10 protein-coding genes and 2 pseudogenes are annotated in these 16319 nt (G+C 57.1%); 7 read left to right on the forward strand and 5 right to left on the reverse strand.

Features of this window, described 5'->3' with window-relative positions:
- The first annotated feature begins 109 nt into the window (after window positions 1-109).
- Complete coding sequence (gene asnB / locus I6F12_RS10940) at window positions 110-2002, forward strand: asparagine synthase (glutamine-hydrolyzing) (protein WP_225156206.1); 1893 nt, start codon at window positions 110-112, stop codon at window positions 2000-2002.
- A gap of 384 nt (window positions 2003-2386) precedes the next feature.
- On the opposite strand, the gene I6F12_RS37150 is transcribed toward asnB, so the two are convergent.
- From I6F12_RS37150 to aepX, 5 genes are all read right to left on the reverse strand, one after another.
- Entirely contained in the window at window positions 2387-2899 is a 513-nt protein-coding gene (locus I6F12_RS37150; RefSeq protein WP_346656309.1) for a peptidase C39 family protein, read from the reverse strand.
- A 2-nt stretch (window positions 2900-2901) separates the two neighbouring features.
- The gene (locus tag I6F12_RS37155) at window positions 2902-3330 is read right to left on the reverse strand and encodes a peptidase C39 family protein (RefSeq protein ID WP_249786942.1); all 429 of its coding nucleotides are present in this window, start codon (window positions 3328-3330) and stop codon (window positions 2902-2904) included.
- An 805-nt stretch (window positions 3331-4135) separates the two neighbouring features.
- Window positions 4136-4669, reverse strand: coding sequence for an ABC transporter permease (locus tag I6F12_RS10950; protein WP_225156207.1), 534 nt, complete (start codon window positions 4667-4669; stop codon window positions 4136-4138).
- A gap of 1141 nt (window positions 4670-5810) precedes the next feature.
- Window positions 5811-6584: a phosphocholine cytidylyltransferase family protein gene (locus I6F12_RS10960; protein ID WP_225156208.1), complete on the reverse strand. Its 774-nt coding sequence runs from the start codon at window positions 6582-6584 to the stop codon at window positions 5811-5813.
- Between the two features lie 318 nt (window positions 6585-6902).
- A complete protein-coding gene (gene aepX, locus I6F12_RS10965; RefSeq protein ID WP_225156560.1) occupies window positions 6903-7760 on the reverse strand; it encodes a phosphoenolpyruvate mutase in 858 nt (285 codons plus the stop codon).
- A gap of 629 nt (window positions 7761-8389) precedes the next feature.
- Here aepX and I6F12_RS10970 point away from each other — a divergent pair.
- From I6F12_RS10970 to I6F12_RS10995, 6 genes and pseudogenes are all read left to right on the forward strand, one after another.
- Window positions 8390-8548 (forward strand): annotated as a pseudogene (locus I6F12_RS10970) (helix-turn-helix transcriptional regulator); the annotation flags it as partial.
- A gap of 831 nt (window positions 8549-9379) precedes the next feature.
- A pseudogene (locus tag I6F12_RS10975) lies at window positions 9380-9493 on the forward strand (PLP-dependent transferase); the annotation flags it as partial.
- A 431-nt stretch (window positions 9494-9924) separates the two neighbouring features.
- Window positions 9925-10653: a hypothetical protein gene (locus I6F12_RS10980; protein ID WP_225156209.1), complete on the forward strand. Its 729-nt coding sequence runs from the start codon at window positions 9925-9927 to the stop codon at window positions 10651-10653.
- Complete coding sequence (locus I6F12_RS10985; protein ID WP_225156210.1) at window positions 10643-12172, forward strand: hypothetical protein; 1530 nt, start codon at window positions 10643-10645, stop codon at window positions 12170-12172. Before I6F12_RS10980 ends, I6F12_RS10985 begins: the two co-directional genes overlap by 11 nt.
- Before the next feature lie 2305 nt (window positions 12173-14477).
- Window positions 14478-14753, forward strand: coding sequence for a winged helix-turn-helix domain-containing protein (locus I6F12_RS10990; protein ID WP_225156211.1), 276 nt, complete (start codon window positions 14478-14480; stop codon window positions 14751-14753).
- Window positions 14754-15509: 756 nt separating this feature from the next.
- A complete protein-coding gene (locus I6F12_RS10995) occupies window positions 15510-16292 on the forward strand; it encodes a class I SAM-dependent methyltransferase (RefSeq protein WP_225156212.1) in 783 nt (260 codons plus the stop codon).
- Window positions 16293-16319 lie beyond the last annotated feature (27 nt).

Below are 16319 nucleotides of genomic sequence, written 5' to 3' on the forward strand. Positions count from 1 at the left end.
GATCTAAGCTCTGGAGGGCGTCTGGAGCATCCAGCCTATCGAGAGGTGCCGGCGAGCCGGCGACCCGACCGCCTGGGCGCCGGCTTAGCACGCATGAGGAGGGCTAGCTGTGTGTGGAATTTGTGGATTCATTGGACGCATTACCGATAAATCAGTGACCGAACGGAACCTCGCGCGTTGCGTTCAGAGGCTCGCCCACCGCGGGCCCGACGCGAGTGGCAGTTGCGTGACGTCCTCGTTTGCCTTCGCGCATCGGAGGCTCTCTATCATCGATCCGGACCCTCGGTCGAATCAACCGTTCCTCGATGATGAGCTCGGCCTGACAGTCACTTACAACGGGGAGATCTACAATTACCGAGACCTAAGGCGAGACTTGCTCCGGCTCGGATACCGCTTTCGGACAGAGTCGGATACGGAGGTACTTTGCAAGGCATTTGCTTGTTGGGGGATTGATAGTGTCAAACGTCTGCGGGGAATGTTTGCTTTCGCAATCCACGACCAAAAGACCGGCACAGCGTTCCTCGTCAGAGATCGGCTCGGAATTAAGCCGTTGTACTACGCTTGCGCAGACAATGGCGTTGTCTTTGCCTCACAGCCGTCAGCCATCCTGCATTGGCCAAGAGTTCGCTCAAAGCTCGATCCGGTTGGGCTATCAAGCTTCCTCTCCTACCGTGCCGTCTTTGGCGAGAGATCGCTGTTTGCAGATATTCAAAAGCTGCAACCTGGCAGCTGGCTGAAGATCACAGCGCAATCGCGCGAGCATACGCGTTGGTGGGATCCTGCGCGCCTCAATGATAATGGTGATTGCAGTTCTCTCGAAACGTTGATCGGCGGCGCCGTGGAGGAACATTTGGCCGCCGACACCCCAGTCGCCGCGCTGCTTTCCGGAGGGCTCGATTCCAGTGTCTTGGCCTTCGAGCTTTCAAGGCAATCTTCACAAAGGCCGACATGCTTCACTGGCGTCGTATGCGATGATGAGTACGATGAAAGCCCCTATGCTGTCGAGGTCGCTAAATCCCTCAAGCTCGCCCACGTCTTGGTTCGGCTGCCCGGGGCAACGAGCCTCGATGTCGTTAAGCGCCTTACCGCATTACGTGGTCATCCAGTCGGCATGCATAACGAAGCGGCGATGTATTCGCTTGCGCGGGCGGTCGGCCACTCTCACAAGGTTCTCCTGACCGGCGAGGGTGCCGACGAGATATTCCTTGGATATAGCCGGATCTTCAGATTGCCCTTCGACCTTCGCCGACAGGCATTGCTAGCCGCTTTGCCTGACGTCATTGGCCGCCCGGCGCGACGTCATATCGGCCTTCCCAAGTTCAAGGCGAGCGAATTCGAACTCTTTCTTGGGCGTTACACCTACTTCCCCCAATCAGAGAAGCTGGCACTGGCGACATCGGTATGGAGAAAGGACATCGCTTACGATGCCGAGCTGATCGATTGGATGAACCACGCCTACCATTCAGGCGGCGCTACTCCGGTCGATCGCATAAGGCAATTCTTTGTACGGCATCATCTATCGGCGCTGCTCGAAATGGTCGACAATACCACAATGGCGGCCGGGGTGGAGGCTCGAGTGCCCTTCACAGACCATCGTATCGTTGCATCGGCTCTGCGCATGTCGTTCTCAGAACATCTGCGTTGGAAGCATGCCTTCGCCCCGTTTCAGGCGGCCTTCACTTCGATTGAGAAATTTAGCGAGACGCTCGACGTTTCCAAGGCCGCTCTGCGCACTCTTTACAGAGATCGAATACCCGCAAGCGTGATCACGAGAAAGAAGCTCGGGTTTCCGTTGCCGTTAGGTAAGTGGGCGACAGACCAGCGCTCGGCGCCGTTTCGAGATTTAATCTTCAAAGACTGTCCCGCGATCGCCGATTATCTCGATGTTGGCGCTCTCCGACGATGGTATGCACGCCACTCTCAAGCGGCCAACGATAGATTCGGAAAACAACTTTGGTTGATCTGCAATCTAGAAGTCTTCCTTCGCGAACTATCTTCATAGATCTTTTAAGATCGGATGCGGTGGGGCGAAGGCAATGCGGAATTCCGTACCCATCAGCGGTAAGCCTCGAGCCGATCGGTACGGAGCGGGAGATTGCCAGAGGGCGAAATGGAGAATGTGTGGACGCGCGATCGTGCGATCCAGTGCGCATGATGCGTTCTGAGGGCAGCTGGAAGTGCGGTGAACTACGCGAATGAATTAAGACACGTGAAGGTAGTCGGCCACAATTGCGGCCTAACCGTTCTGCCCCCGGAAAACGCACATTAGACTAGCGCGCTGTAGGAATGCAGGGCAGGCCATCCTGACGGCTGGTTATGCTAATGTCGGACGCTGCGCATACCGGCGCTGCCGACCGATGGCACCATTCGAATCAGCTGATGGTGGCTATGTTTGGCTTTTAGCGGCTACCAAAAATACATCAACGTCCGGGACCAGAAACGCTCGGCGTGTCAGGCCGAAGTTGAGGGCTAGCATGAATCCTGGGCAGCGGAAGCGCAACATTCGCCAACTTTGGAGTCCAGCAAGAATGACCGCCCTTTCCCGGTCGGCACCGAACTCCGTCATGCTGGCAAAGCTCTCGTGGTCGACGCGCGTGGCAGCATCTTCCTCGGCGGGATCTTTGAGAGGATCATGGAAGAACACGTAATTGACGTCGGCCCCGGTCACAACCACCCAATGAGTGATGGTTTTACCTTCGAACTCAATGCTGACCATCGCGATGGGATACCACCCCACCGCCATCCATTTCGAGAGGTCGTCGGGGCTGTAAGTGCCAATATGGACAGGGATGCCGCGCTGGCATGCTTCGGCGAGATCTCGCTCCTGGAGAATCTGCATCACCTCCACCTCGCCGCCTTGTGAAGCGCGAGACTGAAGAAAAAGCTGATCATGGCTCACGACTACGAGGGTTGCGAAGCCCGGCGTTTGAGAGCTAATGCCAGACCAACCGGCCCGCAGCCGTCGTGAATGGTGGTTGCCTCTCGCCAGATCTCGAGCTCAGCTGTTTCATTCGGCTGATATCGCTGGTCCAGCGCGGACATGACCATCATCAGGGAAGATGGTCCACAGTGAACTTCCTCTTTTGCCGATACAGAGGAACGTTCCTGACCATTTGATTTGTTGAGCTTTCGAAGTCCGGACGCGACATGACGGCACCTCAGATGGATGTGAAGGAAGCTTAGCGAGGTATCATCTGGCGTAGCGACTCGCTGATTGTCATGAGTGCGATCGCTGTCGCTGCGATGACGAGGCTCGGCGCGAGCGCGATCCACCATGCGGTCATCAAATAGTCTCTGCCGAATCCCCACCATATTACCCAAGCTGGACATCGGCGGTTGTATCCCCAGTCCCAGAAAGCTCAGGGTGCTTTCCAGGAAACCGTCTCGGTGAGCCCAAGCGTCATGCCGACCACAATGGTGGGTGCACAGGCAGGCAGTTATGCCTTGCGTAGATATGGCCCCCCGAAGCGTTATAGGTCCGCGCCGCCGTCACATGGAGTCGATTGCGGGCCGTCAAAGCCAGTCCTCTCGCGATGCGGGCGTGGCGCTCCCAACCGTGCAAGCCCACAAGCCACACAAGAAGTACCAGGAAATTGCCAGATATTGTTACGACAAGGAGTGCGGTGATCATGAACGGCACAGCAGCCTCCATATCGACAAGTGCCATGACCCCCCTCGTCGATCACTCCGCCAAGCTCGGCAGCGAGAAAGCCCAATGAAACGCCGAGCAGCGTACTGATGAAGGTCCCGCCAGCCGCAACGAGCATGCTGATCTGGATCGAATATATCAAGCGAGCCAGCACGTCCCGGCCGAGCTCGTCGGTGCCCAACAAACGTTCCAGCGTGCCGCCGAAGAGCAGTGGTGGCGAAAGCCGTGCACCAAGGAGATCTGTGCTGGATGATAGGAGGAGATCACCTGGGCCAGTGCGGCAATCAACAGACATCCGATAATCCATATGGAGGCACCATAGAGTCCCAGCTTGGGTGGCCTACGTGGATCGCGTCCGGCTTTTCGGCGAACGAAAGATGTTCCAAGTCCAATCACGTGCCAAGACGGTACTCATCTATGTCTCCGAGGAGTTCGACCGCGGATCGGGCCAGGTGTAACCGAGATCGACGGCCAGGTTGGTCATGATCATCGCAGTGCCAGCAAGCAGGACAATTGCCTGTACCACTGGAATATCTCTGTTTCCGAGGGATGTGAAAGAGATTTCCGATACCCGGACCATGAGAAGACCGTCTCGACGACCGTCGAACCAGTTACCGCTCCGCCGATGAGCAGGCCAAGTATGGTCAGGATTGGCACCGCCGCATTTGGCAGTACGTGGTGGATCACTATCCGCGAGAACGGAATGCCTCGCATAAACGCAGCCAACACATACCGGCTATCCAGCGATTCACGAACGGCCACGCGCGTGTAGCGGGCAAGCACAGCCGAACTTGCGGCCTCCATGGTTACTGCCGGCAAGGCCAAGCCGCGCCAGCTGTCAGCGCCGCCAGTCGGCGACCAATTGAGCTGAATTGAGAACACCAGCATCAGGACGATTGCCAGGAAGAAACTGGGAACGCACAATCCCACGAGGCTCGCGATCGTGCACGCACGGCCTATGAAGCTCGATGGAAACACCGTGGCAGCTATTCCTCCCGCAATGCCCGCGACCGCCGCCAAGGTAAGAGCAGAGCAGGTGAGCATTAGCGTCAACGGAAGGTGGCTGAGGACGACACCAAGTGCATCCTTGTCGGTAGACGTAAAGAAACGCCTAAGCTGCCTCGGACGACGTTATGGAGATAGGCCAGGTACTGTCCCAGGATCGGGCGGTCGAGCCCCAATTCGCCCGAGTATGCGGCGCTCATGTCCGCGGTCGCATCCGGCCCGAGTAAGACGGTTACGGGATCGCCCTCGCAGCGGATAAGAATGAATACGCTTGTTACCGTCAAAACAGGCGTGACTAATGCGCGGGCAATTTTGCTTGCAAATACCATCTGCGCTTTTCGCCTCATGCAGCTATCACCTCTGCGCCGGCAAGTGCCGCCGCCCTATTGGCTGCGAACAAAGCTTTGAAGTTAATGATTCCATTTCCAGGCCGAGTTCAGAGTTGGGCACCGCCCTCAGCAGGGACTTCATGTAATCCGTCTTCGGGGCGAGCAGTACCTGTTCGCGTGAACCGCTCTCAACGATGCTTCCGCACTTTACACGGTGATCTCTGAGCAGAGATAGGCAACGGATCTGATATCATAGCGGATGAATAAGAGGGAAAGACCCCAGCAATGGGTGACGATTAGTGCGAGTCTGCCCTCCGCCCAGGAGGCGCGCCTGCTTGAAATGTCCACTTCGGCGCCGGTCTTCGTCAAAGAGAGCCTTGATTGCTCCGGCCGTATTCCGATCAAATTTGGCGAGAATGTACTTTGCGCGCCAAGAACCAGCTTCAGAGTCGACTTCAAAGAGATTAGTTCCACGGAGCAGTCGCTTGCAGGAAAGTCTCGATCCGGAAAAGCGCAAGCGAGCAAATCGAAGTCACCTGCCTCCTTCAAGGTCTAGGTCTCGTCCCATTCCCGCGGCCAAAGCGGCTGGGCGCAAAATGACTGTTTCGCTACCACCATCACTTGGGATGTTGTTTTCACATTCTGTGCCGGGACAAGCGCTCGCGTTCTGCTAAGACAATGGGCGGCCGCTTTGATTGCGGCCTCCGTCAAGCTTACGGTTCTTGGCCGTTTTTACCCGCCCGGCGTCAGAGGCAGTCGCGAATGTCGAAGACGCGCAGCGACAAACCTTCCGTGACCGTCTTGAACTTCACCCCTGGGCGATAGGATCAAACGTAGTCGGCTTCTGCAAAGATGCGCTTGGCGGTACGCAGATCTTCCGCGTCATCGATTTCGTACCACCTGAGGCCATCGCATCTCACCGCAGCCAGCAGCAGGCCTCGTGTTTCCACGAGATAGGAAAGAAGCTCCTCGGTGTAGGCCTGGGTAGCTCCGGCCCTGATCATATCGTCTAGGGCCGGAATGACCTCTGTCCGCAGAGTAGACGCGGACAGCCGTAACAGATTCATCGTCTTGTAGAGAGGGGGGCCACCCGCGATAAGATCTCGCGCTGTTTGTTTCAACCGAAATTCTGAAATGAAGCCAAGATCGGACAACAGGACCGCCGATCCCTGCATCAGCTCATGGAAGGGAGCGACAGCAGCAGCGTTGGGCGCTTCAGTGATGATCAGCTGCCGCAATACATTTTCCTCGAAGAAGACGTCGCCCTCAAGAAGGAAGTAATCTCCGGAAAGGAGTGCGTCACGCGCCAGCCAGAGCGAATAGGCGCTCCCAGTACGGTCGTAAACGGAGGATTCGACGTAGTTAATCGCAACACTGCCAAAGCGGCTGCCGCAGGACTCTTGGATCGCCTCTTTACGATACCCCACAACGATCGTTACGTGTTCCACGCCAAGACACCCAAGGTTATGTAGCGCGTTGTGCAGGATGGGGGTGCCATGGATTTGGACTAGAGGTTTTGGGCTTAGCTCTGTGAGCGGCCGTAGACGAGAGCCCACTCCAGCGGCAAGAATGAGAGCATGCTTGGGAACATTCACAGGCATTTCAATTCGCTTTCTTCATCCCGAGTGTTGCTCCGCAAGCGTCGTGAACGCCTCTGTACGGTCTTGCCGCGGACGCGTCAGGCAACCTCGCAGATTGAAAGAGGTAGGCATGAATTGTCCTCGATCATACACTTACATCAGTTGCTGTGCGTGCTTCCTTGAGCCGTAGGGACAGATGTTTAGCCCTGTCCAGAGCGTCTCCAGGAGTTTACGTCGCAGCGCGTCGGGTGACACGAAGCGGGAACGACCACAGGTGAGGGGCTCATCGGCAGGTTTTGACAAAGAAAGCTTTAGGTGACAAATCCATGCTGCCATGGACTAGCGGGGCTGCAGATATTGCTTTTCGGCCACGGCGAGTTCGTCATACCTCAGGAGCTCGAATATCTCGCTGAGCGGTGCGATCTGAGGTTCAATGCTCGCAACGCTCTCTTGAGCTGCGATACTATCGCAGACGCGCCGCATTGCAGCTGCCGCAGCTCGCATGGAGTGATTGGCCCAAATGACTGTGGAGATGCGCGCATCCCGATAGGCTGAGACTGGCGCTCGATAGTATGTCGTCGGAACGATTACGACAGGGAGCCGGTTCCGCCACTCGGTGACGAACGAAAGTATCTCGTCCGCGGTACTCTTTCGCGAGTGAATCAAGATTGCATCCGCTCCCGCGTCGGCATAAGCGTGAGCACGCAAGATAGCTTCGTTCAATCCGTGCCCGGCGATCAGCGCCTCGATCCTGGCCACGAGAACAAGATTTTCGGCGACTGCATCCTTTACAGCCCGCAGACGACCGGAGAATTCATCGATATCGGCGAGCGGATGCCGCTCACCAATGAGCGAGTTCAGCTTCGGGAAGCAGCTGTCCTCAAGCGAGACGCCTGCCGCGCCAGCCTGACGAAGTTTGCGTGCGAGCAGGCGAGCATTGTTGAAATTGCCGAAGCCGCCATCCCCATCAACGAGCACAGGTAGCTCTGTCGAGTCCACTATGCGCTCGACGCTCCGGACGAGCTGGCTCCATGAAGCTTCATTGGCGTCACGATAGCCGAGCGAGCTGGCAATCGACAGACCAGACGCCCAGAGCCCCTTGAACCCTGACCGCTGTGCGATTGTGGCGGACAGGCCATCATGCGCTTCCATCAGAAACGAGAGCTCATCATTCGAGCAGACCTGGACATGAAGCATTTCGGCAGGCGACGGCCGCGCGCATTGATGACCTGCGGTGGGCCGAACGGCTAGTGGTTGATACTGCATGCCTAAATCCTGGAAAACGAGCGATTGGCGACCAATGTGACTGCTCATATCGTTTCGGCGTGATGCCGCTCAATGACCAGCATTGGTAGGTTTATTGGGACCGCAAAGGCTTGCATGATCGGCGTAGGAGGCGCGCCGAACGCAAAGCTTTCGCTATGGATTGATTGGCGTCGTGCCCAAAAGCTGGAAGAAGGGTTTTGGATGCAAATGAATGAACTTTCGTTCGCGAGCCTGGTGCTGCGGCCCCCAGAGAGAATTGCCCCCCACTCCTCGGCGGGGAGGAGCGCTTAGTGAAAGGGTGATATCCGGCTCACATAGAGTTTGGCGCAAAATATCGAACAGGCGCGATTGTCGCAATGCTGCTGTCAGGTTGACGACATACGTCGCAAGCCTGTCGACAGGGCTGTGGCGGGATGGCAGGATTCGCGCGAATGGCGTGGCAATCGCCGAAGAACTTGTCCTGCCTCGCCGACAATTTGCTGGCGCCACTGAGTGGTATGCCATTTGCTGAAGCTTTCCTGTTCTCTGGACTACAGGAGAAATTCATGGCGGATGAGAAAGAGGTTGTGCTGTCGGAACGAGAAAGACAGTGTTTGCGATGGGTCGAGGAGGGGAAGTCATCCTGGGCTATCGGAGTCATCCTGAAAGTGAGCGAGAACACCGTCAACTTTCATGTCAAGAATGCGATGCGAAAGCTGGCAACGTCCAGCCGGACTTAGTGCGTCGTCAAGGCGCGACGTAAGCGTCTTATTGAGTAACGGCCGCAGTTCCGTTGCCGCTCATACAGATCTAGCTAAATGAAAGGGGCGACCGTGGTTTGCTCCGGCGGAATGCGAAGCGAATGACGGGCCCGCAGCTGTAGAGCCATAACATAGACGCTGTTACCATGAACGCGGCCTGCTTCTATTTCGTCGCCGATTGTCACGGGGCGCTGTGGACCACTAGGCGAGGTGAGATCACGGGCTCATGACGCTCCTGAAAGCTCAACGGCCGGTAGGATCCCTATGTTAACGTTGTGATCGGTCCGTCCGCCCTGCTGCGGACGCGGCGGTCGTATGCGGGTCGCAAATTGAAGAGAGGTGATCGTAGCGGCTTAGGTGCTGAAGTCGTGCTCATCAGAAAGGTGGTGTCGACGGCCTGGGCCGGACACGAAGACGGCAATAACAGTCCGTGAACCCATTCCCAAAAGCGTGCTGCTGGTAGACGTTGCACCATAGTCTAGCGCTCTGCGCGCTCAATCAAGTGCGGGCGATCCTCACGAAGCGTAGGTAGCTTATTGAACTACCTTTCGCGGACTGCCAATGCGAATGCCGTGTTCTTCCGATGATATAGCTGATCGAGATAAGCTGGATTTGTTTGCGGCGCACGGCGCGATCCGGGTGTTTCCGGAAAGGCGGACGGCTCCGAACTCGAGGTGGCTGAGTTGGGCCACGACCAGAGGGCGTCATCGATGATTTGGAAGGTTGGCAGTATGGGGACGGCGTTGAGGAGGAGTCGAGGCGCGCGACGCGACCACATTCAACGCGCCTTCGGCGCAGCGGTCGTACCCAGGTGCGCTCGCGACCATGGATAATACTTGAGCGACGCCGCTCTATTTAAAGCCCTTTGAGCGCGATCTTGACATCTTCATTCATGCTGCCACGAAGTATATCGTTGGTCACTCTTGCACCCAGCGCTCCAAAATGATCCCGGCCATAGGTTTGGAAACGAGAGTTTTCGGGTGCGAGCGGCCTGTTCGGACTGTTGTTGAGATCGATGTCCAAGGCCCAGCTTCGGTTGGCCGCCCCACGACCAGCCGATATCTGCAGCTTGTCGAAAAGGAAAGAATAATCGAGAGTTGTCGGGGCTAAGGTTCGTTCAAGGCGACTGGATTGATGATTGAGGACTATGCGTGTTTCGATCAATTCTGATGATTAACCCGCGCGATCGAGCCTTTGGGGTGCACGACAAACTGATGCAGGTCGTGCTGTGAGGAGGTATTCGCTTTCTCAATTTCGCGCGACCAACGGTGAACACCTTGTGGTCGTTAGGGCTCGCCGCGTCATGGCGCCTGCGTGCAAAGTTGTGCCGCCCGGTCAACTACTAACGCTAGTCATTGATCTGGATCACAGAAGCGTGTCACTGCTACATTGAAGAACATCACGCTGATCAAACTCACCTGCAGGTGTTTGGCATGCAACCTCAACCACTATCTGCTCTCCCCGTAGCCCTGATAGTCGCGCCTGCCTTGTCGCCTGCAGAATTGCTACCCGCTCAGATCTGCACCAAGAGCGAGCTCTCCTTCTTGACGGAAGCTCATAATGCGCTCTCGGGCGCGATCACCAAGCGCGGAGGTCACTCGGCGTCGGGCCTGTCAATTGCCTCCTCCCTCGGCTACGGCGAAGGCGACGGAGCATCATGGAACCAAGTCGTTGACGTGACCGAACCCATCGTGGACTGGACCGAACTGGCTCACGGTGACAGCGGCCGGGAATGTCAGCAATGCACATCTGCTTGCGAAAACTCGGTCAGCGCGGTGCTGCGGTGTCGCGTCTACGACAGCTGCTATACGAACATGACCTCGTCTGGCCAACGACATCCTCTAGTCAATCTTGAAAGCCTCTCGGGCCGTCTGCGGGAACTAAAGGAAACAGTCGCGGAGTTGCTAGGCCGCGTGGCCGGAATAGCAGCGCGGATCGCCGTGCATGGAATGGACAAAGCAATTTCAAGTGCCGGAGCCTCCGTTGTCTCGAAAACACATGGCGTCATTCGCCTCGTCGTCACAGCATTTTGCGTTAGGTCACCCATCGTACTTGCGACGAGGGGACATGACTATGCGGCCTGACATCCCACAGGCTGTCATTCTGTCCGAACGCGACCACGCGCGCGGGTGGATCTACCGAGAACTCGGCGTCGAGCCATTCATCCAATGCGCTGGCGTCCGCACGAATTATGGAGGAAGCAATCCGAGCGACGAGGTCATCGAGGCAATGAACGCGGCCGCCCAGGCGTTCGTCGACCTAGACGAGCTCGCGGAAGCCGCAGGCGAAAGGATGGCTAAACTCACCGGCGCCGAATGGGGTGTCATCACTGCCGGCACTACAGCCGCGCTAGCATTAGCCACTGCGGCGTGCATTGCAGGAAACAACCCGGAACTGATGTTGCGGTTGCCGAATACGTCCGGGCTACGCAAGACCGTGTTGATTCCGTCCGACCAGCGTTTTGCCTATGAACAGGCGCTCCGCGTGGCGGGCGCTGAAATCGTCAGCATTAGTACAACAGAGGAGTTTGCGCACGCACTGGATGGAAGCGTAGCGATGATCTGCTTGCTCGGTCGCATGGACATTGGGTCGGCATTGCCATTGAGCTCGCTCCTCCCTTTAGCACGAGCGCGCGGTGTGCCGATTCTCGTCGATGCCGCCGGCCTTTCTCCAGACAAGCCGGACAGCTGGATCAAGAAAGGAGCCGATTTGGTCGTTTACGCAGGTGGCAAGTATATCCGGGGGCCACAATCGACTGCTATCGTTCTTGGTAAGGAGCGGCTTTGCAGGTCGATCTGGTGGAACGGAACGCCTCACCAGGCATTTGGCAGGTCGATGAAGGTCGGCAAGGAGGAGGTGGTTGGGGCCGTAATTGCGCTCGACCGCTGGATCAATTCTCAGTCGGCGAAAGACGAGCGGGATAAGTGGCTTCCGCGATTGAAACGGATTGAGGCTTACATCATCTCGCTGCCAGGCGTTACCACGGAAGTGCTGCCCTGGGCGGGTTTTGGGGCAGCTGTTCGGTTGAAAATCATCTGGGATGCCGGCGTCATTCCTTTTAATGCGGAAGACCTAAGGCTTGCGCTCTTGCAACAACGACCGCGGATCCTGATCCACGATTTTTGGTCCACGCCAACGTCAATCATCCTGGATCCCGTGAATCTCTCCGATGACGAGGCGGATATCGTCGGCCGCGCTTTGGCATCCGCATTTCGTAGGCCCCTGTGCATCGTTCAAGTTACTCCCTACTTCCCAGCGGAAGTGAATTTCTCAGGGCGCTGGCGTGTCGAAATGCAGTTCCTTCATGGGTCTGCGACACACCAAATCAAGATTCAGCAGGATGGTGAACTCATATCGGGTGTCCACCACACTGCATCGTCCTCCGGAGTCATATCTGGTGAGGTTCATGGTCGCCATATTCACTTCGAGGCTGCGCACGAGCAGGTGCCGATTTCCTTGTTCTACGGGTTCAAGGGCGAATTCGCACAGGACGGCTCCGTCAGTGGACAAGTGCGTCTGGGCGGTGCCACCAAAGAACATCTCGGGCCGGTGTTCAAGGGCCAATACGGTTTTGCCAAGTGGCATGCAACACACTGCGCATAAGCGGTGGTAACTCGGCCGAGCACGCAGCTTGTCACGCGCGGCGCGAGCCCGGTCGACCATGTGGCTTCTGCAGACGAGGCACAACTCGGGGCGGCGGACACTAAGGATGGCGGAGTGCTCAGGTCGACAGGCGGACGCGGCTCTGGTGCTTCGAGGATCGCTCGGCTGTGTGCGAGCTTGGCGGCACGGCAGGCGTTTGCCATGAAAGATGACGGGTACGGCGGAAACCCGTTCGGCAACTTGTAGGGCAGAAAGCGCCGGCGAACTCCTCAATGGCGAGCGTGATCACTTCGAATTCGTTGCCGGCGCGATCAATTCTTCCGTCGCAAGCGGATGACCCTGCTCACAGCTGAGGAGCCGATTGTTAGCGGTCGCAACGCGATGGGGGTGTAGCTGCCCGAGATAGACAAGAACCTGCTCTGGTTCCGCCGAACGCAGCATGGCGTGACGACCCATTCGACTTTGCGAAGGCGTTGAGCTGGCGGCCGAATGCCGCCAGTTTCGCTCAGGAGCGCTGGGTGGCCGAACAACTGGAGTTTCGCGTCACCAGACGCTTCCTGCAGGCACTGCACGAACAGCCGCCGGTAATCGTAATCGAACCCGAACGAAAGGAGGAAGCCGGGGCGCTAGCCAACCCGGCTTCCATCAGGGGCAATCCCGCCCGCTGCCGGGCAACGAGGCAATGTGCATGCGGATGATGCGTCAGGGGCTGGCCCCGGGTATGGAAAATTGCGATCGTTCCGGTCTCGGCTCCGATATGCATCGGGTTGACGCCGATAAGAGGAGCGTCTTGAGCAGGACGTCATTGACCACCGCCTTGTTCCGAAGCGCGATGGTGGCCACTGCCGCCGGCACGTTGAAAAAAACTCGAAATAGGGCACAGGCAGCGGATCGGCCAGGCTCATCTCGATCACGACATCAAGCTTGGTATGCTGGTTATAGGCGGTGAGGGACCTGCTTGAATCAACGGGTAGCTTCATTTGGGAGCTCCGTCGATGGATGTCCAACATTGAGAGGGTGCCAGCCATCGCCGCTGACCCATAGCCTCCCGCGCGATCGAAGCCGCGCTTCGCAAGCTCCTTGTTCCGATTCGCAACAAGCTAGACCAAGAAGAAGCCAGTGATCCGCTTCTGTCACTTCATCAACGGAAGCAAGTAATCGAGCAGTGTCGCTTCGTACCTACCAGAGTTGGTAGTGTCAAAAGCAGACGAGGCTTGGTTTGACTGGCCGCATTCGGGGTGCTCAGCGCGGTTTGGGACTCGCTCCACGGCTTTACCTAGCGCGAGGTGTGCAAGATCCGCGTGCCTCGAAGCGCCGCACAGAATAAATGCGATGGCGAGCAGCCGTGGGCCTGCGATCGCCAAGAGGATAGCATGGTGGCTCGACACCTCAGATTCCCGACGGTGGCCTGCGGCAGCTGGCGTGCATATAGCCGTCTGGCTCTTCCGCAAGATACTATTGCGTGTGAGGGCGTTCTCTGTGCAGAGAGCGAGCAACCAGCCCGGATCATACTTGGCCCGTTGGTGAGGCGAGTGTCGTCCGGTCGAGTGGGGACACAGGACGAAAATGAGGCGTGCGGATGTGCTGGCCTTGGCCTTGTCGTTGATCTGCGCGTTCAGTGCGTGAGCCGGGACGGCCGACCGTTCGACGGGGCTGTTTGCATTCCGCCCGCCGCGTCATCTCCGTCGGAAGCATTCCCCCGCGACGAGCTTGTGGCTGCAGCACCGCGCGGAGCAGCGCCTATCGGCTCGCGAAAAGTCGACATTCAGTTTGCACGAGGCGGTCCACAGCAACAGCTCGCGTAACTAACCTGGCCGTGTCATTCCCATAGCTATCTAGTGGGCGTCCGGTGAATGATTGCTCAGCAGATGGGGAATCAGGTGACTTGATTAACGCGCCGCGTTTGCGCGGCCTCACAGCCTTAAGGGGCTTCTTGCGGTAGACGAGGTACAAATTGATGCCGCACAAATATGCAAAGCCGGTACCCTGTTCGGTCCGGTCAGTCAGATCAAAACTCGCCGTCGGCAAGAAGGAGCCGCATGCGATAGTAGAAGAGGAGTCTATCAGGTGCCATTCTAGTCGGCCAGAAGAAGGAATGAGCGTCGATGAAGCGGCCGAGCGGTTTTACGTAAGCTCCATACCTGTTCGACAGAATGTCGTCCGACTGTCATGCGAAGCCGCTGAGAGGATCGATCGTTATCGTAGAAGAGGAGAGATACGAGGCTGATAAGCACCCCATAACGAAAAGCCGGATTCCACAGGTATGGCATGTTCTCACTACAAGTTGGTCTTCCTAGATCTGGTCATGGATGTTCGTGCCCAACGTGTCAGCCGCAACGGGCGGCCAATCAAGGTAAGGCCAATGGAATTCCGCCTGCTCCAGCATTTCCTTGAACACCCGGAGCAGGTCTTTTCTCGGGCCGAACTCCTAACGATCATTGGGGGCCAGAACCTCCATGTCCGTTCGCGAAGTGTCGACCTTCAGATTAGCCGCCTGCGCAAGGCACTCAATGGAGACGGCCAGCGCAACTATATCCGCACCGTGCACTCGCGAGGGTACTCCCTCGATGCGCAGGAGTAGCGCTGCCGTCGGCTCGGCTGCTCATGATCGGGCACCGGTCCTTATCTCTTGGTCGCGATTAAGCCGAGGCAATCAATCATCCTCGCTTCTAACGTTTAAGCGCATCCTGGAACGGGATAGTACCATCATTACCGAGCTTGCAAACTTATTACGCACTTTGGTCAGCGGATTGCGGTGTGAGATAAACGATCTGACACCTTTTGTTGTGTTTGTGAGGTCCTCGACACAAGTTTGTTCATGCAAACACTGATTGTGCCTCTCTAACTAAATAGCTGAAAGCCATCACAAACGTTCGGCTGGGTCAGGCACTTGGCATGCGTTTTGAAGTCCTTCGTTGCGGGCCGCCGGAGCTGCCGATTGGCATCGATCTCTGGTAACCGCCATGAGAAGAGAAGGAAGCAACGTGTCGGGTCGACGTCAGAGTGTATTCGAGGGTAGCATCGGCAAGTCCACAACCTCGCGAAAATGCCCGCAGCCTTTGTCCACCTCGGGCAGAGCATCCTAATTGTCGGCGGCAACCTCAAACCCGACTTCACCGGTGCGTACGCGCTTGTTCTTTTGCAAGATCGCCAGACACTTACAGGAAGCACTTCGCTCCTGGATTTGCCTAGCGATGCGTGGACTACGAGTTCGAAGGGATCAACGACAGCAACAGCCTTACAGGGATTGCTCCCTCACATAGGCACAGCGGCACAAACGTTGAAGCGGGAATTCGGGCGCGCGACCAGGCGCGGCCGGCGCCTGATGGAGGACAAGATGCAAGTTGCTCAGAAGCGGTCCTTTGGAAGCTTTTCCGAAGTAGCGGAGACTTATCCGGGGCGCCCGCCCTATTCACGGCGAGTCCTTCAGATGCTTGTCGACCAAGTAAAGAACTTGACCGACAGTCCAACTTTCGCGGATATCGGCGCTGGAACAGGCGCGATCGCCTATGCCTTGGCTGGCATGGGGCTTTCGGGATATGCAGTCGAACCTGATGGTGAGATGGTAGCGGTGGGACAGAGGCTCGGCCCAGCTTATCCGGGCGTCTCTTGGATTAATGCACCTGGAGAGTGCACGGGTTTGGCCGACGGTTCGCTGGATTGGGTTTGCTACAGCACGTCGTTCCACTGGACGAACGCGAGCGAAGCGCTTCGAGAAGTCATGCGAATCTTGCGGCCCCGCGGGTTCTTCACGATTACGACTTTCCTTAACGATCTTGAGAACGATCCGTTTCAACTCGAAATCGAAGCACAGGTACGCGACATGGTACCGGCTTTGCGGCGGGCGCGTCTTCCATTAGTCGCCGAGATGGAAAGCTACGAGGCGCTCCTCAACCAATATCCGAACCTGCGCAACTGCATTTCTCTCGCTACCACCGAAGCGATCTCAATGAGTGAGGAGCAGTATCTCAACTATTGGGCTGGTTTTCACGATATTCCGAGTCAAGTGACCCCCGAGGTGTGGACTTCCATACTGCAAATGGTCGGGGCGACGTTTCGAAACAGGCGGCCGGCGAGCATACGATTTCGCTCTTTTGCATGGCATGCTCAACGAGCCTGAGCGGAGCGCCAAATTCGTAAGATCAGT

The organism is Bradyrhizobium sp. IC4059 (genome assembly GCF_020193615.1).
GTDB lineage: Bacteria > Pseudomonadota > Alphaproteobacteria > Rhizobiales > Xanthobacteraceae > Bradyrhizobium > Bradyrhizobium yuanmingense.

Coding starts and splice junctions, on each gene's coding strand:
- I6F12_RS10990 (WP_225156211.1), top strand. CDS start 14,478: ATGGATGTTCGTGCCCAACGTGTCAGCCGCAACGGGCGGCCAATCAAG.
- I6F12_RS10985 (WP_225156210.1), top strand. CDS start 10,643: ATGCGGCCTGACATCCCACAGGCTGTCATTCTGTCCGAACGCGACCAC.
- aepX (WP_225156560.1), bottom strand. CDS start 7,760: ATGCTTCATGTCCAGGTCTGCTCGAATGATGAGCTCTCGTTTCTGATG.
- I6F12_RS10995 (WP_225156212.1), top strand. CDS start 15,510: ATGCAAGTTGCTCAGAAGCGGTCCTTTGGAAGCTTTTCCGAAGTAGCG.
- I6F12_RS37155 (WP_249786942.1), bottom strand. CDS start 3,330: ATGTCCAGCTTGGGTAATATGGTGGGGATTCGGCAGAGACTATTTGAT.
- I6F12_RS10960 (WP_225156208.1), bottom strand. CDS start 6,584: ATGCCTGTGAATGTTCCCAAGCATGCTCTCATTCTTGCCGCTGGAGTG.